Origin of the sequence: Streptomyces sp. NPDC088915 (assembly GCF_044749825.1) — a bacterium.
GTDB lineage: Bacteria > Actinomycetota > Actinomycetes > Streptomycetales > Streptomycetaceae > Streptomyces.
Window position 1 is genome coordinate 20135 of sequence record NZ_JBIVIR010000023.1, and the last position, 25187, is coordinate 45321.

The 25187-nt window shown below is 73.7% G+C and carries 24 protein-coding genes; 19 read left to right on the forward strand and 5 right to left on the reverse strand.

Features of this window, described 5'->3' with window-relative positions; all coding sequences use genetic code 11:
- Positions 1 to 123: 123 nt before the first annotated feature.
- Positions 124 to 1926 (reverse strand): glycoside hydrolase family 15 protein, encoded by a 1803-nt coding sequence (locus ACIP5O_RS32590; protein WP_401300078.1) that lies wholly within the window; start codon positions 1924 to 1926, stop codon positions 124 to 126.
- 514 nt (positions 1927 to 2440) lie between these two features.
- Between ACIP5O_RS32590 and ACIP5O_RS32595 the strand changes: the two genes are divergently transcribed.
- The 13 genes from ACIP5O_RS32595 (at position 2441) to ACIP5O_RS32655 (ending at position 17144) form a co-directional block, all read left to right on the forward strand.
- Positions 2441 to 4090: a CTP synthase gene (locus ACIP5O_RS32595; RefSeq protein WP_351971411.1), complete on the forward strand. Its 1650-nt coding sequence runs from the start codon at positions 2441 to 2443 to the stop codon at positions 4088 to 4090.
- A 103-nt stretch (positions 4091 to 4193) separates the two neighbouring features.
- Positions 4194 to 4820: an NUDIX domain-containing protein gene (locus ACIP5O_RS32600; protein WP_401300081.1), complete on the forward strand. Its 627-nt coding sequence runs from the start codon at positions 4194 to 4196 to the stop codon at positions 4818 to 4820.
- A 278-nt stretch (positions 4821 to 5098) separates the two neighbouring features.
- Complete coding sequence (locus ACIP5O_RS32605) at positions 5099 to 7084, forward strand: tetratricopeptide repeat protein (protein ID WP_401300084.1); 1986 nt, start codon at positions 5099 to 5101, stop codon at positions 7082 to 7084.
- A gap of 148 nt (positions 7085 to 7232) precedes the next feature.
- Positions 7233 to 8348, forward strand: a complete 1116-nt coding sequence (ald, locus tag ACIP5O_RS32610; RefSeq protein WP_356546021.1) for an alanine dehydrogenase — start codon at positions 7233 to 7235, stop codon at positions 8346 to 8348.
- Positions 8349 to 8796: 448 nt separating this feature from the next.
- Complete coding sequence (locus ACIP5O_RS32615; protein ID WP_030212665.1) at positions 8797 to 9822, forward strand: ParA family protein; 1026 nt, start codon at positions 8797 to 8799, stop codon at positions 9820 to 9822.
- Positions 9819 to 10286, forward strand: a complete 468-nt coding sequence (locus ACIP5O_RS32620) for a hypothetical protein (protein ID WP_062759055.1) — start codon at positions 9819 to 9821, stop codon at positions 10284 to 10286. Before ACIP5O_RS32615 ends, ACIP5O_RS32620 begins: the two co-directional genes overlap by 4 nt.
- Before the next feature lie 45 nt (positions 10287 to 10331).
- Positions 10332 to 11615 (forward strand): segregation/condensation protein A, encoded by a 1284-nt coding sequence (locus ACIP5O_RS32625; RefSeq protein WP_401300088.1) that lies wholly within the window; start codon positions 10332 to 10334, stop codon positions 11613 to 11615.
- Entirely contained in the window at positions 11612 to 12262 is a 651-nt protein-coding gene (gene scpB / locus ACIP5O_RS32630) for an SMC-Scp complex subunit ScpB (RefSeq protein WP_401300092.1), read from the forward strand. The genes ACIP5O_RS32625 and scpB overlap by 4 nt, the downstream gene beginning before the upstream one ends.
- The gene (locus tag ACIP5O_RS32635; RefSeq protein WP_401300095.1) at positions 12262 to 13500 is read left to right on the forward strand and encodes a pseudouridine synthase; all 1239 of its coding nucleotides are present in this window, start codon (positions 12262 to 12264) and stop codon (positions 13498 to 13500) included. The genes scpB and ACIP5O_RS32635 overlap by 1 nt, the downstream gene beginning before the upstream one ends.
- Positions 13501 to 13637: 137 nt before the next feature.
- On the forward strand, positions 13638 to 14306 hold the full coding sequence (gene pnuC, locus ACIP5O_RS32640) for a nicotinamide riboside transporter PnuC (protein WP_401300097.1): 669 nt from the start codon (positions 13638 to 13640) through the stop codon (positions 14304 to 14306).
- The gene (locus ACIP5O_RS32645) at positions 14303 to 15382 is read left to right on the forward strand and encodes an AAA family ATPase (RefSeq protein WP_401300100.1); all 1080 of its coding nucleotides are present in this window, start codon (positions 14303 to 14305) and stop codon (positions 15380 to 15382) included. Before pnuC ends, ACIP5O_RS32645 begins: the two co-directional genes overlap by 4 nt.
- Positions 15379 to 16116, forward strand: coding sequence for an NUDIX hydrolase (locus ACIP5O_RS32650; protein WP_401300103.1), 738 nt, complete (start codon positions 15379 to 15381; stop codon positions 16114 to 16116). Before ACIP5O_RS32645 ends, ACIP5O_RS32650 begins: the two co-directional genes overlap by 4 nt.
- On the forward strand, positions 16113 to 17144 hold the full coding sequence (locus tag ACIP5O_RS32655) for an ADP-ribosylglycohydrolase family protein (protein WP_401300106.1): 1032 nt from the start codon (positions 16113 to 16115) through the stop codon (positions 17142 to 17144). Before ACIP5O_RS32650 ends, ACIP5O_RS32655 begins: the two co-directional genes overlap by 4 nt.
- A gap of 27 nt (positions 17145 to 17171) precedes the next feature.
- Here ACIP5O_RS32655 and ACIP5O_RS32660 read toward each other — a convergent pair whose 3' ends face one another.
- Positions 17172 to 17861, reverse strand: coding sequence for a DNA polymerase beta superfamily protein (locus tag ACIP5O_RS32660; RefSeq protein ID WP_401300109.1), 690 nt, complete (start codon positions 17859 to 17861; stop codon positions 17172 to 17174).
- A gap of 10 nt (positions 17862 to 17871) precedes the next feature.
- Positions 17872 to 18351 (reverse strand): Rieske (2Fe-2S) protein, encoded by a 480-nt coding sequence (locus tag ACIP5O_RS32665; protein WP_401300111.1) that lies wholly within the window; start codon positions 18349 to 18351, stop codon positions 17872 to 17874.
- A 170-nt stretch (positions 18352 to 18521) separates the two neighbouring features.
- Here ACIP5O_RS32665 and aroH point away from each other — a divergent pair, with 170 nt between their 5' ends.
- The 5 genes from aroH (at position 18522) to der (ending at position 22954) form a co-directional block, all read left to right on the forward strand.
- A complete protein-coding gene (gene aroH / locus ACIP5O_RS32670; protein ID WP_356546038.1) occupies positions 18522 to 18884 on the forward strand; it encodes a chorismate mutase in 363 nt (120 codons plus the stop codon).
- Positions 18881 to 19969, forward strand: coding sequence for a prephenate dehydrogenase (locus ACIP5O_RS32675; protein WP_401300115.1), 1089 nt, complete (start codon positions 18881 to 18883; stop codon positions 19967 to 19969). Before aroH ends, ACIP5O_RS32675 begins: the two co-directional genes overlap by 4 nt.
- A 151-nt stretch (positions 19970 to 20120) precedes the next feature.
- Entirely contained in the window at positions 20121 to 20795 is a 675-nt protein-coding gene (gene cmk / locus ACIP5O_RS32680) for a (d)CMP kinase (protein ID WP_401300117.1), read from the forward strand.
- Entirely contained in the window at positions 20792 to 21436 is a 645-nt protein-coding gene (locus ACIP5O_RS32685) for a lysophospholipid acyltransferase family protein (protein WP_401300120.1), read from the forward strand. Before cmk ends, ACIP5O_RS32685 begins: the two co-directional genes overlap by 4 nt.
- 69 nt (positions 21437 to 21505) lie before the next feature.
- The gene (gene der, locus ACIP5O_RS32690) at positions 21506 to 22954 is read left to right on the forward strand and encodes a ribosome biogenesis GTPase Der (protein WP_125657084.1); all 1449 of its coding nucleotides are present in this window, start codon (positions 21506 to 21508) and stop codon (positions 22952 to 22954) included.
- A gap of 76 nt (positions 22955 to 23030) precedes the next feature.
- On the opposite strand, the gene ACIP5O_RS32695 is transcribed toward der, so the two are convergent.
- On the reverse strand, positions 23031 to 23309 hold the full coding sequence (locus ACIP5O_RS32695; protein ID WP_401300123.1) for a hypothetical protein: 279 nt from the start codon (positions 23307 to 23309) through the stop codon (positions 23031 to 23033).
- 212 nt (positions 23310 to 23521) lie between these two features.
- On the reverse strand, positions 23522 to 24304 hold the full coding sequence (locus ACIP5O_RS32700) for a hypothetical protein (RefSeq protein WP_356546045.1): 783 nt from the start codon (positions 24302 to 24304) through the stop codon (positions 23522 to 23524).
- A 215-nt stretch (positions 24305 to 24519) separates the two neighbouring features.
- Here ACIP5O_RS32700 and ACIP5O_RS32705 point away from each other — a divergent pair, with 215 nt between their 5' ends.
- Positions 24520 to 25101 carry a transglycosylase family protein gene (locus ACIP5O_RS32705; protein ID WP_401300126.1) on the forward strand — a complete coding sequence of 194 codons (582 nt, stop codon included), beginning with the start codon at positions 24520 to 24522 and terminating at the stop codon, positions 25099 to 25101.
- Positions 25102 to 25187: the final 86 nt, after the last annotated feature.

A 25187-nucleotide genomic window follows, 5' to 3' on the forward strand; every position in this document is an offset into this window, starting at 1 on the left:
CCCTCCGGGCCCGGAGCCGGGCCGCCCCGGTCGTACGCGTCGACGACGACCGGGGCGATCCGGCGCGCGAAGGGGGAACCCTCGGCGCCGGAGGCGTGAGCCCCCGCAGCCCCCTCAGCCCCCTCAGCCGCCGTAGGCGCCGCTCGCCGTCAGGCGCAGCGCCGTGTCGATCAGCGGGACGTGGCTGAAGGCCTGCGGGAAGTTGCCCACCTGGCGCTGCAGCCGCGGGTCCCACTCCTCGGCGAGGAGCCCCAGGTCGTTGCGGAGCCCGAGGAGCTTCTCGAAGAGGGTGCGGGCCTCGTCGACCCGGCCGATCATCGCCAGGTCGTCGGCCAGCCAGAAGGAACACGCCAGGAACGCGCCCTCGTCGCCCTCCAGGCCGTCGACGCCGGCCTCCTCGCCGGCCGTGGGGTAGCGAAGCACGAAGCCGTCCTCCGTGGACAGCTCCCGCTGGATCGCCTCGATCGTGCCGATGACCCGCTTGTCGTCCGGCGGCAGGAACCCCATCTGCGGGATCAGCAGCAGCGAGGCGTCCAGCTCCCGGGAGCCGTACGACTGCGTGAAGGTGTTCCGCTCCTTGTCGTAGCCCTTCTCGCAGACGTCCCGGTGGATCTCGTCGCGCAGCTCCCGCCAGCGCTCCAGCGGGCCGTCGGCGTCCCCGGACTCGATGAGCTTGATCGTGCGGTCCACGGCCACCCAGGCCATCACCTTGGAGTGCACGAAGTGCCGGCGCGGGCCGCGGACCTCCCAGATGCCCTCGTCGGGCTGGTTCCAGTTCTTCTCCAGGTACTCGATCAGCTTGAGCTGGAGCAGGGAGGCGTAGTCGTTGCGGGACAGGCCCGTCATGTGCGCCAGGTGCAGGGCCTCGGTGACCTCGCCGTACACGTCGAGCTGGAGCTGGTTGGCGGCGCCGTTGCCGACCCGGACCGGACCGGAGTTCTCGTACCCCGGCAGCCAGTCGAGCTCGGCCTCGCCCAGCTCGCGCTCGCCCGCGATGCCGTACATGATCTGGAGGTTCTCCGGGTCTCCCGCGACGGCGCGGAGCAGCCAGTCCCGCCAGGCGCGGGCCTCCTCGCGGTAGCCGGTGCGCAGCATCGAGGAGAGGGTGATCGCCGCGTCCCGCAGCCAGGTGTAGCGGTAGTCCCAGTTCCGCACGCCGCCGATCTCCTCGGGCAGCGAGGTCGTCGGGGCGGCGACGATCCCGCCGGTCGGCGCGTACGTCAGCGCCTTCAGGGTGATCAGGGAGCGGACCACGGCCTCCCGGTAGGGGCCGTGGTACGTGCAGTGGTCGACCCACTCGCGCCAGAAGTCGGCGGTCGCCTCCAGGGCCCCCTCGGGGTCCGGCAGCGCCGGCTGGTCCTTGTGGGAGGGCTGCCAGGAGATCGTGAGGGCGACCCGCTCGCCGGGGCCGACGGTGAACTCGGAGTACGTGGTGAGGTCCTCGCCGTGGGTCTCGGCCTCCGCGTCCAGCCACACCGAGTCGGGCCCGGCGACCGCGACCGTGCGGTCGCCCACCTTGTGCACCCAGGGCACGATCCGGCCGTAGCTGAACCGCATCCGCAGCGCGGAGCGCATCGGGACCCGGCCCGAGACGCCCTCGACGATCCGGACCAGCTGCGGCGCGCCGTCGCGCGGGGGCATGAAATCGGTCACCCGGACCGTGCCGCGCGGGGTGTCCCACTCGGACTCCAGGATGAGCGAGTCCCCCCGGTAGCGGCGCCGGTCGGCGGGGGCCGGCTCGCCGTCCTCGGGGCCCGCGGGGGCCACCCGCCAGAATCCGTGTTCCTCGGTGCCGAGGAGTCCCGCGAAGATCGCGTGCGAGTCGAAGCGGGGCAGGCAGAGCCAGTCCACGCTGCCGTCCCGGCAGACCAGGGCAGCGGTCTGCATGTCTCCGATGAGTGCGTAATCCTCGATGCGCCCGGCCACGTGCTTCACTCCAGTCGAACGGCCATGTCCGCCCCTCGGGGCGCTTGCTCCAGATGCCCGGCCGCATATGCCGGCCGGGGTCCGAGTGTGTCAGCGATCGGGGGGTCTGCGACAAGCCTCGGTCCGGGATGGGTCCCCGGGCGTTCGACCCCGGAGGGACAGGCGGTGGCGTCGTCGGCCGGCCGGCTCGGCGGGCCATGTCCGAGCAGGATACGTCGCGCCCCGCGCCACCCGTTGATCACACCGGTAACGTCGTTGCTCCAATCGGGTGAACACCCCCTTTCCCCGCCCGGAGCTGGTCGGACTCCGGTCGCTCGCCGTCCGTGAACACCCGGCTGCCGCGTGTGGCCGGAAGCGGCCTCCCCGGGTCGCTGATACCCTGGTACCCCGTGGACCGGTGGGAAACGGCGACAGCCGAGGACCCCGCAACCGCAGCGACGGCACCCCCCGATTCTTCCGGAGGGGCAGCCGGTACGCACCTCCAGAACGCGACCACGGGAGCCCCCTCTTGGCGATGCCGCCCAACACCACGACGACCAAGCACATCTTCGTCACCGGGGGTGTCGCCTCCTCCCTCGGCAAGGGCCTGACCGCCTCCAGCCTGGGTGCGCTCCTCAAGGCGCGGGGCCTGCGGGTCACGATGCAGAAGCTCGACCCGTACCTGAACGTCGACCCCGGCACCATGAACCCCTTCCAGCACGGTGAGGTGTTCGTCACCAACGACGGCGCCGAGACCGACCTGGACATCGGCCACTACGAGCGCTTCCTCGACGTCGACCTCGACGGCTCGGCCAACGTCACCACCGGCCAGGTCTACTCGCAGGTCATCGCCAAGGAGCGGCGCGGCGAGTACCTGGGCGACACCGTGCAGGTCATCCCGCACATCACCAACGAGATCAAGTCCCGGATCCGCCGCATGGCGACCGACGACGTCGACGTGGTCATCACCGAGGTCGGCGGCACCGTCGGCGACATCGAGTCCCTGCCGTTCCTGGAGACCGTCCGCCAGGTCCGCCACGAGGTCGGCCGCGACAACGTCTTCGTCGTGCACATCTCGCTGCTGCCCTACATCGGCCCGTCCGGCGAGCTGAAGACCAAGCCGACCCAGCACTCGGTCGCCGCCCTGCGCAACATCGGCATCCAGCCCGACGCGATCGTGCTGCGCGCCGACCGCGACGTTCCCACCGCCATCAAGCGCAAGATCTCGCTGATGTGCGACGTGGACGAGGCCGCCGTGGTCGCCGCCATCGACGCCAAGTCGATCTACGACATCCCGAAGGTGCTGCACACCGAGGGCCTGGACGCCTACGTCGTCCGCAAGCTCGACCTGCCCTTCCGCGACGTGGACTGGACCGTCTGGGAGGACCTCCTGGACCGCGTCCACAACCCGGAGCACGAGGTCACCGTCGCGCTCGTCGGCAAGTACATCGACCTGCCCGACGCCTACCTGTCGGTCACCGAGGCCATGCGGGCCGGCGGCTTCGCCAACAAGGCCCGGGTCAAGGTCAAGTGGGTCACCTCCGACGACTGCAAGACCCCGGCCGGCGCGGAGAAGCAGCTCGGCGACGTCGACGCGATCCTCGTCCCCGGCGGCTTCGGCGACCGCGGCGTGAGCGGCAAGGTCGGCGCGATCCAGTACGCCCGCGAGCACAAGGTGCCGCTGCTCGGCATCTGCCTGGGCCTCCAGTGCATCGTCATCGAGGCGGCCCGGAACCTGGCCGACATCCCCGAGGCCAACTCCACCGAGTTCGACCCGGCCACCGCGCACCCCGTCGTCTCCACGATGGAGGAGCAGCTCGCGTACGTCGAGGGCGCGGGCGACCTGGGCGGAACGATGCGCCTGGGCCTGTACCCGGCGAAGCTCGCCGAGGGCTCGATCGTCCGCGAGGTCTACGGCGACGAGCCGTACGTCGAGGAGCGCCACCGTCACCGCTACGAGGTGAACAACGCGTACCGCGCGGAGCTGGAGAAGAAGGCCGGCCTGGTCTTCTCCGGCACCTCCCCGGACAACAAGCTCGTCGAGTACGTCGAGTACCCGCGCGAGATCCACCCCTACCTGGTCGCCACCCAGGCGCACCCGGAGCTCCGCTCCCGCCCGACCCGCCCGCACCCGCTCTTCGCAGGCCTGGTGAAGGCCGCGGTGGAGCGCAAGACGGGCAAGTAGGGCGCAGGCGTTAACGTTGCCGGGGTGCGGGCCCGTTCGGGTCCCGCACCCCGGTTTTCGTATGGGCCGTGTGGCCGTGTGTTCGTGTACGGGAGGACAGCTGATGGAGTTGCAGGACACCCCGCAGGAGTGGCGGGTCGTCGCGACGGAGACACCCTTCCAGGGCAAGAAGACGGGCGTCCGCACGGACGACGTGGTCATGCCGGACGGCACGGTCGCGCGCCGCGACTACCAGGTCCACCCCGGCTCGGTGGCCGTCCTGGCCCTGGACGAGGAGGACCGGGTCCTGCTGATCAAGCAGTACCGGCACCCGGTGCGGCAGAAGCTCTGGGAGATCCCGGCCGGGCTGCTCGACGTGCCCGGGGAGAACCCGCTGCACGCGGCCCGGCGCGAGCTGTACGAGGAGGCGCACGTCAAGGCGGAGGACTGGCGGGTCCTCACCGACTTCTACACCTCCCCGGGCGGCAGCGACGAGGCCGTGCGGATCTTCCTCGCGCGGGACCTCGCGGACGCGGAGGGGGACCGCTTCGAGGTGGCGGAGGAGGAGGCCGACATGGAGGTGGCGCGGGTGCCGCTCGCGGAGGTCGTACGGGGTGTCCTCGCGGGCGACCTGCACAACAGCTGCCTGGTGAACGGCGTCCTCTCCCTGGCCGCCGCCCGCGCCGGCGACGGCCTGGACGCCCTCCGCCCGGCGGAGGCGCCCTGGCCGGCCCGCCCCTTCGAGGCGTAGGCCCCGGCGGGGCGGTGCGGATGGACGGGGCCGATCCGCCCCGGGGCCCGACGGGGCCGGTCCGGACCGATCCGCCCGCCCCGGCCGAGCCGTCGCACCCCCGAGGCGCACCGGGGGGCGGGCACAGCGTCCGGTGTGACCATCTGCTGATCCGATCGGGGGACGTGTCCGCCCTGCTCCGCCGGGTACGCGTCCCGCCCTGAACTACGCTCGGAAACGCCCGCACGGAGCCCCTCCCGCGGGATCGGCTCGTGCGCAGGTGGACGGGAGCGTGGCCCGTGACGGATCAGGCGGTGGCGGCAACCGGCAGCCGGCGGTTCTTCGGCCGCCAGCGCGAGTTGAAGGCCCTGCGCGCCGACATCGAACGGACCGGGCTCGACACCCTCACCGGCCGCAAGGTGCCCCGCGCCCGGGTCCTGCTCGTGGCCGGCCGGCCCGGCTCCGGGCGCACCGCCCTCGCCGAGGAGCTGGCCGCCGCGGTCGCCGACCGGTACCCCGACGGGATCTTCCGCGCCCGGCTCACCGAACCCGGCGGCGTGCCCGTGCCCACCGCCCGGGCCGCCCAGGAGCTCCTCGCCGCCCTCGGGGTCGCCGAACCCCCCGGCGCCGCCGAGGACGAGCTGGCCGAACTGGTCCGCGGCGCCTTCGCCGGGCGCCGGGCCGTCCTGATCCTCGACGACGCCGTCGACGCCGCGCAGGCGGACCCGCTGATCCCCGACGAGCCCGACACCCTGGTGATCGGGGTCGCCGCAGGGCCGCTCACCGGCATCCCCGACGTGCGGCCCTGCACCCTCGGCGGCCTCGACCCCAAGTCGGCCATCGAGCTGCTCACCTCCTTCACCGGCTCCGTCCCCGTCACCGTCGACCCGCAGGCCGCCGAGACCCTCGTCGAGGAGTGCGGGGGGCTGCCCGCCGCGGTCGTCCTCGCCGGCGGCTGGCTCTCCACCCACCCCAAGTCCTCCGTCGCCGACCTCGCCAAGCGGCTGCGCGAGCCGAGCGGCGACCCCCTCACCCGGGCCTTCCTGCTCGCCCACGACGGCCTGCCCGCCACCGCCGCCCGGATACTGCGATTCCTCGCGCTCGCCCCGCTCGGCCGGGCCGACGCCCACACCGCCTCCGCCCTGGCCGGCTGCTCGGTCTCGGCGGCGGCCACCACGCTCGCCGACTTCGAGGCCCTGGGACTCGTCTCGGCCGGCGAGGACGGCCAGTACGAGGTGCGCGCCCACCTCGTCCCCCTCCTGCGCGCGCAACTGGAGGAGCGCGACCGGCCCGCCGAGGTGCAGCTCGCGCGGGCCCGGATGCTGGAGCGGACCGTGCGGCTCCTCCAGTCCTGCCGCGCGGTCACCGAACCCGAGGGCTCGCCCGCCCGCAGGAAGCTGGCCGGGCTGCCGCGCGCCCTGCGCTTCCCGACCGCCGCCGCCGGGGCGGCCTGGCTGGACTCCCGGCGGCCCGTCCTGCTCGCCTCCGCCCGCCTCGCCGTCGCGGACGGGGAGCTCGACACCCTGGCCCGCCGCCTGATCGCCTCCCTCGTCCGGGCGCTCGCCGCGCACCGGGGCGCCGAGGCCGCCGCCCCCGAGCTGTACGGGCTGCACCGGCTCGTCCTGGACGTGGCCGAGCGGCACGGACTGCACCGCGAGCGGGCCGCGGCCCTGCTCAACCTGGCCGACCTCGACGCCCGCACAGGCAGGACGAAGGAGGCTCTGCTGCGATATCGGTCGGCTTTGGAGGCCGGACGCGCAGCAAATGACCCGTACGCGACCGGTCGCGCGATGGAATCCGTAGGTGGCTCCTATCAGGAGCTGGGGGACTGGCAGCGGGCCGGCGACTGGTACGGGCGGGCCCTCGCCCAGCGCCTCGCCCGGGACGAGCGCGCCGACCAGGCCCGGCTGTACGCCCGCCTCGGCGCGGTGCAGACCTACGCCGGGCGGTACGGGGAGGCCCTGCGGAACTGGCGGGCCGCCGCCGCCGGCTACCGCAGGCTCTCCGATCTCCCGGGCTACGCGCGGGCGTTGAGCGAGGCGGCGCGGGTCCAGGAGTACGCCGGACGGCCCGAGGAGTCCCTGCGGACCTGCGAGGAGGCCGTGGAGTGGGCCCGCCGGGCCCAGGACGTCCGGCTCCAGGCGGCGCTCCGGCTGCGCCTCGCCGACACCCTCGACCGGCTCGGCGACCCGGCGGCGGCCCGGCTGCACCGGGCCGGAGCGGAGAGACTGCTGGAAACGGAACCTTCTGCCTACGAAATCCGCAGTGGCTCCGTCAAAGATTAGTACTTTGAAAGGCTAGACAGCGGGAACTCCTTCATTAGACTGGCTCTGCCGCGTTCGAACGTGGTCTGCCCCGGTGCGTCGCGATGCATCCGGGTATGTATCGCAGTGCGCCAGTTATCCCTCCCTGATTCAAGGACCGTGATCGACGATGAAGGTCGGCATCCCCCGCGAGGTCAAGAACAACGAGTTCCGCGTGGCCATCACCCCCGCCGGTGTCCACGAGCTCGTCCGCCACGGCCACCAGGTCTTCGTCGAGCAGAACGCCGGTGTCGGCTCCTCGATCACGGACGCGGAGTACGTCGCCGCCGGCGCCGAGATCCTCCCCACCGCCGACGAGGTCTGGGCCACCGCCGACCTGCTGCTCAAGGTCAAGGAGCCCATCGCGGAGGAGTACCACCGCCTCCGCAAGGACCAGACCCTCTTCACCTACCTGCACCTCGCCGCCTCCCGCGAGTGCACCGACGCCCTCCTGGCCTCCGGCACCACCGCCATCGCGTACGAGACCGTCGAGACCGCGAACCGCGCGCTCCCGCTGCTCGCCCCGATGTCCGAGGTCGCGGGCCGCCTGGCCCCGCAGGTCGGCGCCTACCACCTGATGCGCTCGGCCGGCGGCCGGGGCGTCCTGCCCGGCGGCGTCCCCGGCACCCACGCCGGCCGCGCGGTCGTCATCGGCGGCGGCGTCTCCGGCTGGAACGCCACCCAGATCGCCGTCGGCATGGGCTTCCACGTGACCCTGCTCGACAAGGACATCAACAAGCTCCGCGAGGCCGACAAGATCTTCGGCACCAAGGTGCAGACGATCGTCTCCAACGCCTACGAGCTGGAGAAGGCCGTCGTCGAGGCCGACCTCGTCATCGGCGCCGTCCTCATCCCGGGCGCCAAGGCCCCGAAGCTGGTCACCAACGAGCTCGTCGCCAAGATGAAGCCCGGAAGTGTCCTTGTCGACATCGCGATCGACCAGGGCGGCTGCTTCGAGGACTCGCACCCGACCACCCACGCCGAGCCGACCTTCCAGGTCCACGACTCGGTCTTCTACTGCGTCGCCAACATGCCGGGCGCGGTCCCGAACACCTCCACCTACGCCCTCACCAACGCCACGCTGCCCTACATCGTGTCGCTGGCGAACAACGGCTGGGCCGAGGCGATCCGCCGCGACGCCGCCCTCGCCCTGGGCCTCAACACCCATGACGGCAAGGTGGTTTACAAGGAGGTCGCCGAGGCGCACGGCCTCGAGCACGTCGAGCTGAGCAGCCTCCTGGGCTGACCCCCGCGGCGCCGCGTCAACGCGCGCCGTCAATACCACGCACCCGGCCGGACCTTGTTCGACAAGGTCCGGCCGGACGTGTCTCCGGCCACGCCGAAACGTTCGGGCAACTCGCGGCGAACGTAACTCTTTAACCGTTTCGCGCACCCCGGAAACGTGCGGATGCGTGACCGCGCGCCCTTGACAGAGGCGTGTTCGGTTACCGACACATCGGGCCGGGTCCGGCGGATTGTGTTGCTGCGGACCGGTGACACGCCATAGAGTCGCCAACCGTCGGCATGGTGCCACGCTGACCTATCGATAAATGTTCCCGGTCACACCCAAGGAGGTAAGACGACTTGTGAATGAGTCGACATTTACTCCCGGGAGTGGTGCGCCGGGAGCTCCGATCGGCTCCGTCGCGGTGCGGACCTTCGCGACGCACCAGCCCGTGACGACAGCCCACACGATGAAGACGATGGACGGCCTACACGTGAACGCCACGGCCGGCAACGAGATGGGCCGAGAGTCCACCCACTTCGCCGCCTACGACGAGGTGCCCGAGGGGCACTTCTACGACCCCGACGCCGAGTACGAGCCCGATCCGGAGTACGCGGCCACCCTCGCGCCCGACGCTGCCCGCCAGCGCCGCGAGCGGATCGGCCCGACCGGACGGCCCCTGCCGTACTTCCCGATCCCGGGCCCGCTGACCGACCACGGACCCGCGAAGATCATCGCGATGTGCAACCAGAAGGGCGGCGTCGGCAAGACCACGTCGACCATCAACCTGGGAGCCGCGCTCGCCGAGTACGGACGGCGGGTCCTGCTCGTCGACTTCGACCCGCAGGGAGCCCTGTCGGTCGGCCTCGGCGTGAACCCGATGGAGCTCGACCTCACCGTCTACAACCTGCTCATGGAGCGGGGCATGTCGGCGGACGAGGTCCTCCTCAAGACCGCCGTGCCCAACATGGACCTGCTGCCGAGCAACATCGACCTCTCGGCCGCCGAAGTCCAGCTCGTCAGCGAGGTCGCGCGCGAGTCCACGCTCCAGCGCGCCCTGAAGCCGCTGATGAACGACTACGACTACATCGTGATCGACTGTCAGCCCTCGCTCGGCCTGCTGACCGTGAACGCCCTGACGGCCGCTCACAAGGTCATCGTGCCGCTGGAGTGCGAGTTCTTCGCGCTGCGCGGCGTCGCGCTGCTGACCGAGACCATCGAGAAGGTCCAGGAGCGGCTCAACCCCGAGCTGGAGCTCGACGGCATCCTCGCCACGATGTACGACTCCCGGACCGTGCACAGCCGCGAGGTGCTCGCGCGCGTCGTCGAGGCCTTCGACGACCACGTGTACCACACGGTCATCGGGCGGACCGTGCGCTTCCCGGAGACCACGGTCGCCGGCGAGCCCATCACCACGTACGCCTCCAACTCCGTGGGCGCCGCCGCCTACCGCCAGCTCGCCAGGGAGGTGCTCGCCCGGTGTCACGCCGAGTGAGCCTGCCCGGCGCCGACGAACTCTTCCGTACGACCGGGGGGACGGCGCTGCAGGCGTCCTCACCCCGCCGGGCCGTCCCGGCACCGGCGGGCGAGAGCGACCCGGCGGCGGCCGAGGGCTCCGCGGAGCACGCGGCGGCGGACTCCGAGGCGGCGGAACCGCGCGCCCGGACGTCCCCCGAGACCGAGAAGGCGGCTCCGGCCGCCGCGCCCCGGCGGCGCGGCGGAGGCCGCACCGCGAGCCGGCGGCCCAGCGGCCGCGAGCGCCACGACGAGAAGATCACGGTCTACGTCTCCGCCGAGGAGCTGATGGACCTGGAGCACGCCCGGCTCGTGCTGCGCGGCGAGCACGGCCTCGCCGTCGACCGGGGCCGGATCGTCCGGGAGGCCGTCGCGGTCGTCCTGGCGGACCTGGAGTCCCGCGGCGACGCGAGCATCCTCGTCCGCCGTCTGCGCGGCCGCTGACGGTAGCCTGCGGGCTGCCGCGCCCTCCGCTCCCCCTGGACCTCCATGCACCACGCCCCCGACCCCACCCCGGACGAAACGTCCCGCCCGCCGCGCCGCCGCACTCTGGGACACGGCGGGGGCACGGGGCCCCTGCGGGGGGCGTGGGCGGGGCCCGAGGTCCCCGAACCCTCCGGGGCTCCCGAAGCGCCCGCCGGGGCCTTTGCGGCTTCCGCCGGCCCCTCCGGAGCGCCTGCCGGGACCTCCGGGGCGCCCGCCGGAGCCCCCGAGGCGCCCGCCGGGACCTCTGGGACGGTCGTACGGGCCCCCGAGGCGGCCGTACGGGCCCCCGCGCCCGACGGGGAGCCCCCGGGGCCCGCCGCCGAGCTCTCTGCGCCCTCGGGGAAGCCCGCACCCGCGGCCGACCGGGAGCACCCGGAGCCCGCCGACGGGCTCCCGACCGCCGCCGACGAGCCCCCGGCCGCGGTCGCCGCCGACGAGCCCCCGGCCGTCACGGACGGCCCCCCGGCCACCGGTCCCGTTGGGGTCGACGGGCGGTTCACCGTGCGGCTCTCGAACTTCGAGGGGCCCTTCGACCTGCTGCTCCAGCTCATCACCAAGCACAAGCTCGACGTCACCGAGGTCGCGCTCTCGCAGGTCACCGACGAGTTCATGGCGCACCTGCGCGCCCTCGGGCCCGACGGGGACCTCGACCAGACCACCGAGTTCCTCGTCGTCGCCGCCACCCTGCTCGACCTCAAGACCGCCCGGCTGCTGCCCGCCGCCGAGGTGGAGGACGAGGCCGACCTCGCCCTCCTGGAGGCCCGCGACCTGCTCTTCGCCCGGCTCCTCCAGTACCGCGCGTACAAGCGCGTCGCGGCGATCTTCGAGGAGCGGTGGGAGAGCGAGGGCCGCCGCCACCCCCGTACCGTCGGACTCGAACCGCACCACGCCGAGCTGCTCCCCGAGGTCGTCATCTCCATCGGCGCCGAGGGCTTCGCGAAGCTCGCGGTCAAGGCCATGCGGCCCAGGGCCGAGCCGCAGGTGTACGTCGAGCACATCCACGCCCCCCTCGTCAGCGTCCGCGAACAGGCCGCCGTGGTCGCCGCCCTGCTGCGCGAGCGCGGCACGGCGGCCTTCCGGGAGCTGATCGAGGACGCCGGCGACACCCTCACCGTCGTCGCCCGCTTCCTCGCCCTCCTGGAGCTCTACCGGGAGCGGGCCGTCGCCCTCGACCAGGAGACCGCCCTGGGCGACCTCACGGTCTCCTGGACCGGCGGGGACGGGGAGGCCCGGGTCACCGACGAGTTCGACCAGGAACCCGGACAGGAAACGGAGGCCCGCGCGTGAGCGCCCCCGACACCGACACCGACACCGACACCGACGCCGACGACGGCACCACCGGCACCGACCTCAAGCCCTCCCTCGAAGCCGTCCTCATGGTCGTCGACGAGCCCGCCACCGAGGCCCACCTCGCCGAGGTCCTCGACCGCGCCCCCCGGGAGGTCGCCGACGCCCTGCGCGAGCTGGCCGACGAGTACACCGCCCAGGGCCGCGGCTTCGAGCTGCGCCAGGTCGCCGGGGGCTGGCGCTACTACACCCGCCCCGCGTACGCCCCGGCCGTCGAGGCCTTCGTCCTGGAGGGCCGGCAGGCCCGGCTCACCCAGGCGGCCCTGGAGACCCTCGCGGTCGTCGCGTACCGCCAGCCGGTCAGCCGTTCCCGCGTCTCCGCGGTCCGCGGGGTCAACTGCGACGGCGTCATGCGGACCCTCCTCCAGCGGGGTCTGGTGGAGGAGGCGGGCGCGGAACCCGAAACAGGTGCGATCCTGTACAGGACGACGAACTACTTCCTGGAGCGGATGGGCCTGCGCGGCCTGGACGAACTCCCCGAGCTCGCGCCCTTCCTCCCCGAGGCGGAGGCGGTCGAGCCGGACTCCCTCGAAGGCGTCCCGTCGTTCGAACCCGACGCAGACGTAGACGACAAGACGGAACTTTGATGCGAAGCAGCAGCGGCAGGAACAGCAGCGGAAACAACGGCGGGAGCCGTGGTGGCAACAGCGGCGGCCGCGGCGGCAGCGGTGGCGGCCGTGGAAGCGGTGGCGGCGGCGGTGGCGGCGGACGCGGGAACTACCGCGGCGCCGGCAACGGCCGCGACGACCGCCAGGGCGGTGGCCGCCCGGGTCAGGGCGGCGGCCGTCCCGGTGGCCAGGGCGGCGGCTTCCGGCAGGGCGGCCAGGGCGGCGGCGCCAACACGCGCCGGCCGCGCCCGGAGGAGCGCAGCTACGACGTGGAGGGCCTCGCCGGCCGCCCGGACGGCCCGCCCAAGCGCGGTCGCGGCGACGCCGCGCGCGGCGGTGCCAAGGGCGGCCCCCGGCAGTCCCCGCAGCGCGGCGGAGGCCGCACCGCGCCCGCCCGCTCGCGCGAGTACGACGCCCGCACCGAGGAGCGGAACCGGGAGCGGTACGCCGGCAAGCCCGAGATCAAGACCCCCAAGACCTTCCCCGGCGCCGAGCAGGAGGGCGAGCGGCTGCAGAAGGTCCTCGCCCGCGCCGGCATGGGCTCGCGCCGCGCCTGCGAGGAGCTGATCGAGCAGGCCAGGGTCGAGGTCAACGGCGAGATCGTCGTCGAGCAGGGCAAGCGCGTCGACCCGGAGAAGGACGAGATCAAGGTGGACGGCCTGACCGTCGCCACCCAGTCGTACCTGTTCTTCGCCCTGAACAAGCCCGCCGGCGTCGTCTCCACCATGGAGGACCCGGACGGCCGCCAGTGCCTCGGCGACTACGTCACCAACCGCGAGACCCGGCTCTTCCACGTCGGCCGGCTCGACACGGAGACCGAGGGCATCATCCTGCTCACCAACCACGGCGAGCTGGCCCACCGCCTCACGCACCCGAAGTACGGCGTGAAGAAGACCTACCTGGCCGCCATCACGGGGCCGCTGCCCCGCGAGGTCGGCCGGCGGCTCAAGGACGGCATCGAGCTGGAGGACGGCTACGCCCGCGCCGACCACTTCCGCGTGGTCGAGCAGACCGGCAAGAACTACCTGGTCGAGGTCACCCTGCACGAGGGTCGCAAGCACATCGTGCGCCGGATGCTGGCCGAGGCGGGCTTCCCGGTCGAGAAGCTGGTCCGCACCGCCTTCGGTCCGATCGGCCTGGGCGACCAGAAGTCGGGCTGGCTGCGCCGCCTGACCAACACGGAGGTCGGCATGCTGATGAAGGAAGTCGGCATGTAGCACCACCCCTCGGGGGTGCGCGTACGAAGGGGCCCGTGACCGTTCCGGCGGTCACGGGCCCCTTCGCGTCCGCGCCCGGCCCTTGTGGCCGCGGTCCGCCACCCTTTATAGTCAAGGTGACTCTTAAGGAGGCGGGCGTGAGCCTCGCGACTTTGCTCGAACCCCTGCAGCAGCCGCTCTTCACCGTCCTGGACACCCCGGTCAGCTGGACCGAGGTCCTGGGCTTCGGCAGCGGAGCGCTCTGCGTCTGGCTCGTGGCCCGCCAGCACGTGGCCAACTGGCCCGTCGGCATCGCCAACAACCTCTTCTTCGTCCTGCTCTTCGCCCAGGCCGGCCTCTACGCCGACGCCGGCCTCCAGATCGTCTTCATCACCCTCGCCGCGTACGGCTGGTGGACCTGGACCCACGGGGGTGGACCGGGCTCCGACACCCTTCCGGTGCGCCGCACTACGCGCGCCGAAGGGGCGTGGCTGCTCGCGGCGGGGGTGGTGGGGACCCTCGGGCTCACCCTGCTGCTCGACCGCGCCACCGACTCGACCGTCCCCTTCTGGGACGCCCTGACGACCGCGCTCTCCCTCGCGGCCACCTACGGCCAGTGCAGGAAGCGCCTGGAGTCCTGGTGGCTCTGGATCGCCGCCGACGTCGTCTACGTGCCGCTGTACGCGCACAAGGGGCTGTACCTGACCTCCCTGCTGTACGTCGGCTTCATGGCGCTCTGCGTGATGGGCCTGCGTAGCTGGAGCAGGGACCTCGCGGGGGCCCGGCGACCGGCGGCGGAGACGGAGACGGCGGAGGCGACGGCGTGAAGCGCTACGGGCACGGCCTCGTCCTCGGCAAGTTCTATCCGCCGCACGCCGGCCACCACCACCTCGTCCGCACCGCCCTCGACCGCTGCGACCGCCTCACCGTCCTCGTCTGCGCCTCCTCCGTCGAGTCCGTGCCGCTGGAGGAGCGCGTCGCCTGGATGCGCGAGGTCCACCCCGACGCCCTCGTCGTCGGCGCCGTCGACGACCACCCCGTCGACCTCCACGACCCCGACGTGTGGGAGGCCCACATGCGCGTCTTCCGGGCCGCCGTGCCCGAGCGCGTCGACGCGGTCTTCACCTCGGAGCCGTACGGCGAGGAGCTCGGCCGCCGCTTCGGCGCCGCGTCCGTCCTCGTCGACCCCGACCGCGTCCGCTTCCCCGTCTCCGGCACCGCCGTCCGCGCGGACCCCGCAGGCCGCTGGGACTTCCTGGAGGCGCCCGTACGGGCCGCGCTCACCCGCCGGGTCGTCGTCCTCGGCGCCGAGTCCACCGGCACCACCACCATGGCCCTCGCCCTCGCCGACCACTACCGGCGGCGCGGCGGCGTCTGGGCCCGCACCCGGTACGTACCGGAGTACGGCCGCGAGTACAGCGAGCTCAAGCTCGCCGAGCTGAGGGCCGAACGCCCCGGCGCCACCTGGTCCGACGTCACCTTCCGCTCCTCCGACTTCCCCGTCATCGCCCAGCGCCAGGCCGAACTGGAGGAGGAGGCCGCCCGCGACGGCTCGCCCGTCCTCTTCTGCGACACCGACGCCTTCGCCACCACCATCTGGCACGAGCGGTACATGGGCACCACCAGCGCCGACACCGGCGAGATCGCCGCCCGGGGCCGTCAGCACCTCTGGCTGCTCACCGACCACCGGGGCGTCGACTTCGAGGACGACGGACTACGCGACGGGGAGCACCTGCGGCCCTGGATGACCGCCCGCTTCCTCACCCAGCTCGCCCACTCCGGCCGCCGCGCGGTCGTGCTCACCGGCCCGCACGAGGAGCGGCTCGCCAGCGCCGTCGCCGCCGTGGACGCGCTGCTCGCCGAGGGCCCCGGCCTCACCGACCCGCTGCCGGAACGCCGATGACCGCCCACCGGGCCCCCGAGGGCTACGACCCCCGCGCCTTCGAGCCGTTCGCCGTCACCGTCGACCTCGCCGTCCTCACGATCCGCGAGGAGCGCCTCCACGTCCTGCTCGTCGAACGCGCCCAGGAGCCGTACGCCGGGTCCTGGGCCCTGCCCGGCGGCTTCGTGCTGCCCCGCGAGTCCGCCGAGACCGCCGCCCGCCGCGAACTCGCCGAGGAGACCGGGCTCTCCGGCGCCACCGTCGCCGGACTCCACCTCGAACAGCTCCGCACCTACACCGAGCCGGACCGCGACCCGAGGATGCGGGTCGTCTCCGTCGCCTTCACCGCCCTCGTGCCGGACCCGCCCGAACCGCGCGGCGGCGGGGACGCGGCCCAGGCGCGGTGGATCCCGTACGGTACGCACGGGCCGCTCGCCTTCGACCACGACCGGATCCTCGCCGACGCCCACGAACGGGTCGGCGCCAAGTTCGAGTACACCTGCCTCGCCACCGCCTTCTGCCCGCCCGAGTTCACCCTCGGCGAGCTCCGGCAGGTCTACGAGACGGTCTGGGGCGTCGAGCTCGACCGCCCCAACTTCCGGCGCAAGGTCCTCGCCACGCCCGGCTTCGTCCGGGCCGTGGAGGGACCGCCGCGCCTCACCGGCGGACGGGGGAAACCGGCCGCCCTCTACCGGGCGGGCGGGGCCACGGCCCTCCACCCGCCCCTCCTGCGACCGGAAGGACGCTCCTCGTGAACCACGCGCACACCGCCGTCAAGCGGGCCGCGACCGGATCCCTGATCGGCCTCGCGCTGGGCGACGCGCTGGGCTTCCCCACCGAGTTCAACGACGTGCCCGCGATCCTCGCCAAGTGCGGGCCCTGGCGGGAGATGGAACTCGCCGTCAGGAACGGGAAGGCGTACGTCACCGACGACACCCAGATGACCCTCGCCTTCGCCCGGGGCATCCGCACGGCCATGGACCGGGGCGTCCTCGCCCCGAGGCGCCTCGCCCGGCCGGTGCGCGAGGAGTTCGTCGACTGGTACCACTCCCCGGAGAACAACCGCGCGCCCGGCAACACCTGCCTGCGCGCCTGTCGGCTCCTCGACGGCGACCGGCTCTGGCAGGACGCCAGCCAGATCCACTCCAAGGGCTGCGGCGCCAACATGCGGGTCACCCCCATCGGCCTCGTCCCCGGTCTGGACGAGGAGCAGCGGGCCGGTGCCGCGCAGCTCCAGGCGGCGCTGACCCACGGGCACCCGACCGCGCTCGCCGCCTCCGACCTGACGGCCCGCGCCGCGTACCTGCTCGCGCGGGGCGTGGACCCGGCCGGACTCGTCGGACAGCTCCGCTCGTACGCGTACGAGAACCGCTCCCGCTACCACGAGGAGTGGCTCGGCGACCTGTGGACCCGCTCCCAGGACCCCTCCGCCCGGCACTTCACCGAGCGCGGCTGGGACGAGTGCCTGGCGGTCCTGGAGCGCCTGGACGCCGTCCAGCGCACGGCCGACCCGGAGCTCGACCCCTGCACGTACACCGGCGACGGCTGGATCGCGGAGGAGGCCCTCGCGACCGGGCTGCTCTGCTTCCTCCTCTTCCCCGACGAGCCCCTCACCGCCCTGCGCCGGGCCGCCTGCACCCGCGGCGACTCCGACTCGATCGCCGCCCTCGCGGGCGCCTTCGCCGGGGCCCACCTCGGCGCGGACGCCTGGCCGGGGGAGTGGGCGGACCGCGTCGAGTACCGGAGCGACCTCATCGCCTTCGGCGCCCTCTGGGACGTCTGAGCCGCGGCGCCCGGCCCCCGCTCCCGGCTACGGCTCCCGCAGGGCCGACGCGCGGCGGGCGCGGGCCAGGAAGTCCTCCACGCGCGCGTGGTCCGGGGCGGCGGGCAGCGGGGAGGCGTCGTGGGCCCGGTCGGCCTCCTCCTGGAGGCGGTCCATCCAGGACTCGACCTCCGGCCAGGGCACCTCGCCGCGCCTGACCGCGAGGAGGCGGTCGCGGTCCTCGCCGACGTCGACGCGCAGCTCGCCCGTGCGCAGCAGGTCCCGGCAGCTCGTCAGGAGCCGCAGCAGGTGCATGGCGTGCTTCCGGCGCGGATGCCCGTACTGGCGCACGTCCGCGTCCAGCTTGCGGCGCTGCCCGTCCGCGTACCGCACGAACGTCCGGTGCGCCTGCCGGGAGAGGAAGGCGCCGCGCAGGGAGATCAGCTCGCGGCCGAGGTCGTCGGCGTACTCGACGACGGGGGAGTGGAGGCACTCCAAGGCGTTCGGGTTGTTGCGCAGGGCCAGCTCGCAGAAGCGTTCCAGCTCCCAGCTGAACTGCTCCTCGCGCGGCCCCTCCACGTGCGCCGGGGGCTTGTCGAAGCGCCAGAAGAGCGGCGTCGGGGCGAGGTAGACGCCCCGCACGTCCGTGTCGCTGCCCTCGGTCGCCAGACCGAAGGCGCGCGAGCCCATCACACAGGAGTAGATCGTGTGCTCGCGCACCAGCTCGTCCGGAGTCATGCCGGGCAGGTTACGCGAGGGTGATCGTCTCCCCCGAGACATTAATGCGCTCGGCCGGGAGGGGGCGGGTGGCCGGGCCCGTCACCACCGAGCCGTCCGCGACGCGGAACCGCGAACCGTGGCAGGGGCAGTCGATGGTGCCGTCCGCGACCTTGTTCACCAGGCACCCCTGGTGGGTGCAGACCGCCGAGAACGCCTTGAACTCGCCGGCCGTCGGCTGCGTCACCACCACCTTCTCCTCCGGGAAGACCGCGCCGCCGCCGACCGGGATCTCGGAGGTCCTGGTCAGCGCCTCGCCGTCGCCCTCCGGGGACTCGGGGGACTCGGGGGCGTCCGGCGTCTCCGGGGCTTCCGGAGTCTCCGGGGCGTCCGTGCCCGCCGTCGTACCGCCGTCGCCCCCGTCTTCGCCGCCGTCCGAGCCGCAGCCCGTCGTCGTCAGGGCCGCGGCGGCGAACAGGACGGTGCGGCGGCACGCGCGGGGGGACGTCATGGCGCCAGCTTGGCCACGCGCCTCCGCCGGGCCCCGCGACACGCCCGCGTCCGTACCCCGGACGGCGGAACGCGGCGCCCGCCCCCGTCTCGGAGAGCGGGCGGCGCGCTCCCGGCCCCCCGCCCCTGACTAGGCTGAACGGAGCACTGACGCAGGCGAAGGAGCACGACGTGGCGGTACGAGCGGTCCGAGGCGCCGTCCAACTGGAACGGGACGAGGCCGGGCACATGCGCGAGCGGGTCGAGGAGCTGCTCACCGCCGTCCTCGAACGCAACGGCCTCACCGCCGAGGACCTCATCAGCATCTGGTTCACGGCCACGCCCGATCTGCACAGCGACTTCCCCGCCGCCGCGGCCCGGCACATCGGGATCGTCGACGTCCCCCTGATCTGCGCCCGGGAACTCGACGTCGAGGGCGCCATGCCGAGGGTCGTCCGGCTCCTCGCCCACGTCGAGACCGAGCTGCCCAAGTCCCGGATCGCGCACGTCTACCTCGGCGCCGCGGCCGCCCTGCGCAAGGACATCGCCCAGTGAGAACAGCGCTCGTCATCGGAACCGGCCTGATCGGCACCTCCGCCGCCCTCGCCCTCGCCGGCCGGGGCGTCACCGTCCACCTGCGCGACCACGACCCGGCCCGCGCCCGCACCGCCGCCGCGCTCGGCGCCGGCACCGACGAGGCTCCCGGGGGCCCCGTGGACCTCGCCGTCGTCGCCGTGCCCCCCGCCCACGTGGCCACCACCCTCGCCGAGGCCATGACCGCCGGCCTCGCCCGCGGCTACCTGGACGTCGCCAGCGTCAAGGGCGGACCGAAGCGGGAGCTGGAGGCCCTCGGCCTCGACCTCACCGCCTACATCGGCACGCACCCGATGTCCGGCAAGGAGCGCTCGGGCCCGCTCGCCGCCACCGCCGACCTCTTCGAGGGACGCCCCTGGGTCCTCACCCCCACCCGGGACACCGACACCGAGGTCCTCAACCTCGCCCTGGAGCTCGTCGCCCTCTGCCGGGCCGTCCCCGTCGTCATGGACGCCGACGCCCACGACCGGGCCGTCGCCCTGGTCTCCCACACCCCCCAGCTGGTGTCCTCCATGGTCGCCGCGCGTCTGGAGGAGGCCGACGAGTCGGCCGTGCGCCTCTGCGGGCAGGGCATCCGCGACGTCACCCGGATCGCCGCCTCCGACCCCCGCATGTGGGTCGAGATCCTCTCCGCCAACCCCGGCCCCGTCGCCGACGTCCTCTCCGGCGTCGCCGCCGACCTCGACGAGACCGTCCGCGCCCTGCGCTCCCTCCAGTCCGCCGACAAGGACGAGCGCCGGGACGGCGCCACCGGCGTCGAGGACGTCCTGCGCCGCGGCAACGCCGGCCGCTCCCGCGTCCCCGGCAAGCACGGCGCCGCCCCCGCCGCGTACGAGACCGTCGCCGTCCTCATCAGCGACCGGCCCGGCGAGCTGGCCCGGATCTTCGCCGACGCGGGCCGCGCGGGCGTCAACGTCGAGGACGTCCGCATCGAGCACGCGACCGGACAGCAGGCCGGCCTGGTCCAGCTCATGGTGGAGCCCTCGGCGGCCCCGGTCCTCGGCACGGCCCTCCAGGAGCGCGGCTGGGCCCTCCGTACGGGCTGACGCGGACGCCGGGGTCCGGGGACCGGGAGACCGGCCCCCGGGGGCCCCGCACGGGCTGGGCCGAACGGGTGCGTGGGACTCGGTAACCTTGGGGGAGCCCGTCGCGTCCCCGCCGGGTCCTGCCGCCCCACCCCAGGAAGGTGTTCCCACCGTGGAATCCGTGATCGTCGCCATCGACGGGCCGTCCGGCACGGGCAAGTCGAGCACCTCGAAGGCGGTCGCCGCCAAGCTGGGACTGAGCTACCTCGACACCGGCGCCCAGTACCGGGCGATCACCTGGTGGATGATCAGCAACGGCGTGGACGTCTCCGACGGCGAGGCCGTCGCCAACGCCGCCGCCAAGCCGGTCATCGTCTCCGGCACCGACCCGTCCCGGCCCACCATCACCGTGGACGGCGCCGACGCCTCCGGCCCCATCCGCACCGAAGAGGTCACCTCCAGGGTCAGCGCCGTCAGCGCCGTCCCCGAGGTCCGCGCGCTCATCACCGAGCTCCAGCGGACCATCGCCCGGGGCGCCGAGCACGGCATCGTCGTCGAGGGCCGGGACATCGGCACCACCGTCCTGCCCGACGCCGACCTGAAGATCTTCCTCACCGCCTCGCCCGAGGCCCGCGCCGCCCGCCGCTCCGGCGAGCTCAAGGGCGCCGACGTACGAGCCACCCAGGAAGCCCTGGTCAAGCGGGACGCGGCCGACTCCAGCCGCAAGACCTCCCCGCTCGCCAAGGCCGACGACGCCGTCGAGGTCGACACCACCGACCTCACCCTCGACCAGGTGATCGAGTGCGTCGTCACCCTCGTGGACGAGAAGCGGGCGGCCGTCAGGTGACCGTGCCCTCCGCGAAGGGCGCCGCCGTCGGCCGCGGCATCGGCATCGGGCTGATGTACGGGCTGTGGAAGCCGCGCGTCCTCGGCGCCTGGCGGGTGCCGGCCTCCGGCCCCGTCGTCCTCGCCGTCAACCACGCGCACAACATCGACGGCCCCATGCTCATGGGCACCGCCCCGCGCCCCGTGCACTTCCTCATCAAGAAGGAGGCGTTCGTCGGCCCGCTCGGCGGCTTCCTGGAGGGCATCGGGCAGCTCAAGGTGGACCGCCACGGCGCCGACCGCACGGCCATAGCCAACGCCCTGGGCGTCCTGGACCGGGGCGGCGTCCTCGGGATCTTCCCCGAGGGCACCCGGGGCGAGGGCGACTTCGCCTCGCTGCGCGCGGGCCTCGCTTACTTCGCGGTACGCAGCGGCGCGCCGATCGTCCCGGTCGCCGTCCTGGGCAGCACCGACCGCCGGGGACGGCTCGTCAAGGCCCTGCCCCCGCTGCGCGGCCGCGTCGACGTCGTCTTCGGTGACGCCTTCGAGGCGGGCGACGGCAGCGGCCGGCGCACCCGCAAGGCGCTGGACGAGGCCACCGTACGGATCCAGGGGAAGCTCACCGCCCACCTGGAAAACGCCAGGCGCCTCACCGGGCGCTGAGCGAGACTCTCAGTAGTGGAACCCGTCGACCGGGAACCACCGACCACGAATGATCGAGGAACGGACTTCATGAACGACCAGCACGACCACGGGGCACTTGGCGACGCCGAGTACGCGGAGTTCATGGAGCTCGCCGCGGAAGAGGGCTTCGACGCGGAGGAGATCGAGGGCGCGATCGAGGAGGCCGGGCACGGCCCGCTCCCCGTCCTCGCCGTCGTCGGCCGTCCGAACGTCGGCAAGTCGACCCTGGTGAACCGCATCATCGGCCGCCGCGAGGCCGTCGTCGAGGACAAGCCGGGCGTCACCCGCGACCGCGTCACCTACGAGGCCGAATGGGCCGGTCGCCGCTTCAAGGTCGTCGACACCGGCGGCTGGGAGCAGGACGTCCTCGGCATCGACGCCTCCGTCGCCGCCCAGGCCGAGTTCGCCATCGAGGCCGCCGACGCCTGCCTCTTCGTCGTGGACGCCACCGTCGGCGCCACCGACACCGACGAGGCCGTCGTCAGGCTGCTCCGCCGCGCCGGGAAGCCGGTCGTCCTCGCCGCCAACAAGGTCGACGGCCAGTCCGGCGAGGCCGACGCGGCCATGCTCTGGTCGCTGGGCCTGGGCGAGCCGTTCCCGGTCTCCTCGCTGCACGGCCGCGGCACCGGCGACCTCCTGGACGAGGTCCTGAAGAAGCTGCCCGAGGCCCCCGCGCAGCGCTTCGGCAACGCCGTCGGCGGCCCGCGCCGCATCGCCCTCATCGGCCGCCCGAACGTCGGCAAGTCCTCCCTGCTCAACAAGGTGGCGGGCGAGGACCGGGTCGTCGTCAACGAGCTGGCCGGCACCACCCGCGACCCGGTCGACGAGCTGATCGAGCTCGGCGGCGTGACGTGGAAGTTCGTCGACACCGCCGGCATCCGCAAGAAGGTCCACCTCCAGGAGGGCGCGGACTACTACGCCTCCCTGCGGACCGCGGCCGCCGTCGAGAAGGCGGAGGTGGCCGTCATCCTCATCGACACCACCGACACCATCTCGGTCCAGGACCAGCGCATCATCACCATGGCCGTCGAGTCGGGCCGCGCCATCGTCATCGCCTACAACAAGTGGGACGAGCTGGACGAGGAGCGCCGCTACTACCTGGAGCGCGAGATCGAGACCGAGATGCAGCAGGTCTCCTGGGCGCCCCGGGTCAACGTCTCCGCCAAGACCGGCCGCCACATGGAGAAGCTGGTCCCGGCCATCGAGACCGCCCTCGCCGGCTGGGAGACCCGCGTCCCCACCGGCCGGCTGAACGCCTTCCTCGGCGAGATCGTCGCCGCCCACCCGCACCCCGTCCGCGGCGGCAAGCAGCCCCGCATCCTCTTCGGCACGCAGGCGGGCACCAAGCCGCCCCGGTTCGTCCTCTTCGCCTCGGGCTTCCTGGAGGCCGGCTACCGCCGCTTCATCGAGCGCCGCCTCCGCGAGGAGTTCGGCTTCGAGGGCACCCCGATCCACATCTCGGTCCGGGTGCGCGAGAAGCGCGGCCGCAAGAAGTAGTCCCGCGCCGGCGGCGCCGCGCGACACGGCCGGGGGCCGGTACCCGCTACGGGTACCGGCCCCCGGCCGTTCGGTCCTACAGCCCTCTGCGGGGTCCCGGCGGCAGCGCCGGCCGGTGGGTCTGCGGGGGCGGCGGCGCCGGCGCCCGGTCCGCCCACGCCGCGGGGGCCGCGTGCCGGCGCCCCCGCCCGGACCCGCCCGCGCCCAGCGTCGTGCCGAAGGCCCGGAAGGCCAGTCCCTCCTCGCCGCTGCGATCGCCCGGCAAGGTGCGGAACGACCTGCGGTACTCCGAGTACAGGGCGTCGTAGATCGGCGTGGGCGAAGGGCCCGCCGTGACGTCCGGCGCGGGGCGCATGGAGGGGATCTGACTCGGATGAGGCTGGAGGAAAGGGTCGTATGGGTGCACGTAGGTGCCAACGACCCCGCCGCCCGTCGGATGCGGGCGGCTCTCCGAAAGAGGCGCCCGCCGCGGACGCGGCACGGTCGGAGCCCCGGCTCCCGGCGTCCCCCGCCCCGCCGGGGCGCCGCCGACCCGGACCCACCCCGAGCCCGGCCGCGCGCCCTCCCTCACGTGCCGGCCAGGGGCATCGCGGCGGCCACCAGGCGCCCGTTCGCGGCGGCCTTCTCCAGGGCGTCGCGCAGCAGGTCCTCGCGCGGCTGCTGACCGATCGAGCCCACCGGGGCGGCGAAGACCAGGACCGTGTGCGACTTGTTGGCCGCCGCGCGCCAGCCGTCGGTGACCTGGAGCGGCTGGTGCGCCTGCCACCAGGCGGCCTGCCCGGCGCCGCCCGGCCCCGGCTGGAGCACCGAGTGGAGCTGGCCCATGGCGACCAGGACCGACCAGCCCGGCAGCGTCGCCGGCGTCGCCTCCAGGTCCATGACCTGCTGGAAGCCCTGCTCGGCCAGGAGCGGCAGGAACTCGTCGACGAGGCCGTCCGACCCCGGGCGGGCCACCGGGGCGGTCGGCTCCACCACCAGGGCCGGGTGCAGCTCGCCCCGGATCAGGACGAGCCCGCTGGTGACCCCGAGCACGGCCTGCTCGGGGTGGGAGGCGGAGAGCGCGTCGGCGGCGTCCGAGGCCGTGATGGAGGCGACGGCGCCCTGGAGCTGCTCCTCCGCGACCCGGACGACCTGCGAGGGGATGCAGCTGGCGTGGGCGAACGCGAGGACCGCCGTCTCCTCGCCGACGAACAGCACCGTGCTGGTGCGCTCCTGCTCGGAGTCCCCCGGCGTGCGGCAGGAGGTGCAGTCGTAGTGGCCCGGGGCGTTGTCGCCGTCGAGCAGCCGGTCGGCTTCTTCGTCGCCGATCTCGGCGCGTACGTCCTCGCTGACGTCGAGCATGCGCGGCACGGGGGGCTCCCTGGACTCGGTACGGGCGGACGCCGGGCCGTTCCCGGTCGTCTCATGCCGAGTTCAACGGGCCAGGCTCGGCCGGGGTCACGCGCGGATGCGGGACAAGTTGCGGCCGGCCCGCACGGCGGGAGGGTCCGCCGACCGGGTGGGGTGTCGGCGGAGTCCCGCGCGGCACGGGCCCGGGGCGCCCGGGGGCTGCCTAGCCTGCGTCGATGTCGAAGATCAGATTTTTGACGGCCGGTTCCCTCGTGGCGGCCTCCGCGGCCGCGCTCCTCACCCTGGCCCCGGCCCCCGCCCAGGCGCAGGCCCGGACCCAGGCACGGGAGAGCGCCACCGCGCCCCGTACGGCGGCCGCCTCCGTGCCCGCGTACGCCTGCGCGAAGGACCAGTGGCCGTGGGGCTGCGTCGCCGAGTGCGAGAGCGGCGGACGCTGGCACGTCAACACCGGGAACGGCTTCTACGGCGGGCTCCAGTTCTGGCAGCCCACCTGGGTCGAGCACGGCGGCCTCGCCTATGCCCGGCGCGCCGACCTGGCGACCCGCGCGCAGCAGATCAAGGTCGCCGAGGAGGTGCTGCGCACCCAGGGCTGGGGGGCCTGGCCCGTCTGCTCCAAGCGGTACGGCCTGAGCGGGCGCGTCCACACGGTCCGGGCCGGCGACACCCTCAGCTCGATCGCCCGCCGCTTCGGGATCAAGGGCGGCTGGCAGGCGCTGTACGCGGCGAACCGGAGCCTGATCGGGGCCGACCCGAACCGGGTCGCCGTCGGCACCATGCTGCGGATCTCCCCGCTCTGACGGCCCGTCCGGCCGCCCGGGGACACCGGCGCCGCCCCGGCAAGTACAGTCGGGCGACCGACCAACTGACCGGGGGGAACCGGCAG

What these genes read in the sequence shown, in the direction of transcription:
- ACIP5O_RS32595 (WP_351971411.1), top strand. Translation starts at nt 2,441, where the DNA reads ATGCCGCCCAACACCACGACGACCAAGCACATCTTCGTCACCGGGGGT.
- ACIP5O_RS32600 (WP_401300081.1), top strand. Translation starts at nt 4,194, where the DNA reads ATGGAGTTGCAGGACACCCCGCAGGAGTGGCGGGTCGTCGCGACGGAG.
- ald (WP_356546021.1), top strand. Translation starts at nt 7,233, where the DNA reads ATGAAGGTCGGCATCCCCCGCGAGGTCAAGAACAACGAGTTCCGCGTG.
- ACIP5O_RS32615 (WP_030212665.1), top strand. Translation starts at nt 8,797, where the DNA reads ATGAAGACGATGGACGGCCTACACGTGAACGCCACGGCCGGCAACGAG.
- ACIP5O_RS32625 (WP_401300088.1), top strand. Translation starts at nt 10,332, where the DNA reads ATGCACCACGCCCCCGACCCCACCCCGGACGAAACGTCCCGCCCGCCG.
- ACIP5O_RS32635 (WP_401300095.1), top strand. Translation starts at nt 12,262, where the DNA reads ATGCGAAGCAGCAGCGGCAGGAACAGCAGCGGAAACAACGGCGGGAGC.
- ACIP5O_RS32650 (WP_401300103.1), top strand. Translation starts at nt 15,379, where the DNA reads ATGACCGCCCACCGGGCCCCCGAGGGCTACGACCCCCGCGCCTTCGAG.
- ACIP5O_RS32660 (WP_401300109.1), bottom strand. Translation starts at nt 17,861, where the DNA reads ATGACTCCGGACGAGCTGGTGCGCGAGCACACGATCTACTCCTGTGTG.
- ACIP5O_RS32665 (WP_401300111.1), bottom strand. Translation starts at nt 18,351, where the DNA reads ATGACGTCCCCCCGCGCGTGCCGCCGCACCGTCCTGTTCGCCGCCGCG.
- der (WP_125657084.1), top strand. Translation starts at nt 21,506, where the DNA reads ATGAACGACCAGCACGACCACGGGGCACTTGGCGACGCCGAGTACGCG.
- ACIP5O_RS32695 (WP_401300123.1), bottom strand. Translation starts at nt 23,309, where the DNA reads ATGCGCCCCGCGCCGGACGTCACGGCGGGCCCTTCGCCCACGCCGATC.
- ACIP5O_RS32705 (WP_401300126.1), top strand. Translation starts at nt 24,520, where the DNA reads ATGTCGAAGATCAGATTTTTGACGGCCGGTTCCCTCGTGGCGGCCTCC.